This window comes from Aetokthonos hydrillicola CCALA 1050 (assembly GCF_017591665.1).
GTDB lineage: Bacteria > Cyanobacteriota > Cyanobacteriia > Cyanobacteriales > Nostocaceae > Aetokthonos > Aetokthonos hydrillicola.
The window spans coordinates 1-2,790 of the sequence record NZ_JAAKGC010000270.1 but is presented as its reverse complement, the minus strand read 5'-3'; the positions used below and the strand labels follow the sequence as shown (position 1 = coordinate 2,790).

Here is a 2,790-nt window from a genome sequence, read left to right as displayed (position 1 = left end):
TAGCAACATGAGCACGCCGTTCTCCAGTATGGTCTGAGTGGCTACCAACTGTGATCATTCCTATCGCACCTACAAGATACGGAATACTTGAGATAAATCCCACCCACAGGTTACTTATACCAGAAAAACCTTTAATAATTCGTGGCAACCAGAAGCTAATACCGTAAAGATCAATAGCGATCTGTTGCCGAAACTTGGAGCTTTATACAGATGGAATCATACAGATATAACAAAGTGAGGTCTCTGTTTAGCTTAATATCAGCTTTTTACGCGTCTCTTAAAACATCTTCTGCTCAATAGGGTTTTTGCGTTCGCTCTTAACGAAGAAATTTAGCGATAAACTTTTTACTTTGATTGCGGAATTGAGAAGAGAGACTGTGTGGTAACAAGTAAATAGAAAACCGCGCTTAACAACGTAGTACACGGAGGCATCTACTGCTGGCTAGCATTATTGCGTGCGATCGCACTACCCCTTAGGGTAATTGGGCAACAGATTAAACAAGTTTAAGTTGAGTAATTGTACTTTACCCTACATGCTTTGTATTTTCTTTCGACTCGATTTAGTCGGGAGCCAATTTGCAAAGATTTGTTCTATTTCTTTGCCACTGGTGCATAATTTACGGCTTGGTTTCACTTATTCAAAAAATGATTCTTGTTTAACACGAACGCTTTGTTGTTTTCTCTAGAAATTTATACCATAATTTTATGCTCTCTCAGCAACTTTTCCTTATCGATAATCCTTGGATAAAAACACATCTGATTTTGGCCGCCAATTCCAGACAGACATCTTGGTTACAGCTAGATCAAGAAGTCGGATCTCATGATTTTTACCAAGAAACAGAAGAAGGTATTTGCCTAATTGAATCATTTGGCGCTAAAAGCCAAACGTTTAGTGAGCAAGCTCAAGCTTTAGTGTTTCAATTACAACAAAATCCTAATAGGCTTGAGAAAGTTCTGATGATGGGTATACTTGGTCTAGAAAGAGATCAGCGTGTTGACTTCTACAAATACATCCTCTGTTACTGTCCATTAAACAAGACATTCGAGCCAATTGCATTTCAAGGATTGGGTTCAATCCACCGTATTCAATTGGAACCAGCTATTGAACAACCTGCTCAAAAGGTAAATGTACAAATAGAAACTCATTTACATCATTGTAAAGTCGAAGAAAGTGCTACTGAGTGGGAAGACAAACCTAAAGGGCGTAAGCGCTTCAATAACGCTCAGGCTTCTCAAACAAAGCAAAATTCGGTATTCCCATTATCAGGTTTAATACGTGAGTTTATCCAAAACAGTATTAAGTATAGATGGAGCGATCGCTTAAGATTATTTGGCTTTCGCTTGATTCCCCTATTAGCCTTGGCGATAGTTCTAGGATTTTTTACTCAGAAACAGATAACAATTGGAAGGCTTCGAAGTGTTATTAATGATGCTAAGGGACAAATAGATAGTCCTGCTAGACTCACCGCACTCAAAAAATTAGTAAAACTTGGTGAGCCTTTAAAAAATATTCCACTTCACAACGCTAACCTCAAGAGTGCCAACTTTAACGGCGTTAACCTCTCTGGTGCCTACCTTGATCGCGCTAACCTGAATGGTGCTAACTTATATCAAGCCAACCTGAATGGTGCTAACTTATATCAAGCCAACCTGAATGGTGCGCTCCTCAATCGTGCTTTCCTCAATAGTTCGTTCCTGAATGGTACCAACCTTGCTGGTGCCAACCTAAATGGTGCTTTCCTCTCTGGTGCCTTCCTTGAAAGCGCCAACCTCAATAGTAGTAACCTGAATGATGCTAACCTGAACGGTGCCAACCTGAATCGTGCAAGACTTATGAGTGCCAATCTCAATGGTGCAAAACTTGTTAGCGCTAACTTTGATGGTGCCAATCTCAATGGAACCAAACTTGTTAATGCGAACCTCTATGGTGCTAACTTCAATAATGCTGAGTTTGGTTGTGTGAAATCTTCTGCCAATCAAACTATATGTACTAACCTTACTAATGCCAAGAATTTAACACCACAACAAGTTAAACAAGCGAAAAATTGGCAGCAAGCAATCTACGATCCTGAATTCCGTAAAAAACTAGGTTTACCTTCAGAGCAATCAAATAGCTCGTCAAAGCAATTCAAAAAATGGTCATAAGACGATAAAGTTGATTATTAGGAGTTGGTGAGAGAGTGTGGGTAATACCAAAGCGGATAGCCTAAATACCACCGTATCCACTACTCATTAGCAACGTCTCTTAGAGAAGCTGCATAGCTCAAATTTAGTGGCACTTATTAATGATAATGTAGCGATCGCTAGACTCTCCTTACCTTGAAAAAAAACGGTAGGAGAAGTTAGTTTAACAATAAGTACATGAGTAGGAGACTGTACCATGACTCATTTTGGAATTACCTGTCCTACTGCAAATGGACACCTCAACCCAATGACAGCTTTGGGACGTGAACTGCAAAGGCGTGGTCATCGGGTTACGGTTTTTGGGATACTTGATGCTGAGCCTAATGTCTTAGCCGCAGGGTTGGAATTTTGGGCGATCGCGGAATCTGAGTCCCCTAGAGGGACAACGGCAAGATTGTTTACTGAGCTAGGCAAAAAGAATGGGCTTGACGCATTCCGCTACACTATTAGTCTCTTTAAAGAGTCAACTACCCAGCTCTTGCAAGATTTACCTGCAGCAATCAAGAACGCCGGTGTAGAAGCAATGCTGGTAGATGAAAGTACATCCGCAGGAGGGAGTGTGGCAGAATATCTAGGTATACCCTTTGTTACTGTCTGCTGTGCCTT

2 protein-coding genes are annotated in these 2,790 nt (G+C 40.6%); both read left to right on the top strand.

Annotated features, from left to right (window positions below):
* Positions 1–705 precede the first annotated feature (705 nt).
* Positions 706–2,145 (top strand): pentapeptide repeat-containing protein, encoded by a 1,440-nt coding sequence (locus G4P69_RS36800; protein WP_208344177.1) that lies wholly within the window; start codon positions 706–708, stop codon positions 2,143–2,145.
* 235 nt (positions 2,146–2,380) lie between these two features.
* Positions 2,381–2,790, top strand: a 410-nt coding sequence (locus G4P69_RS36795) for a glycosyltransferase (protein WP_208354771.1), incomplete at its 3' end; no start/stop codon positions are given.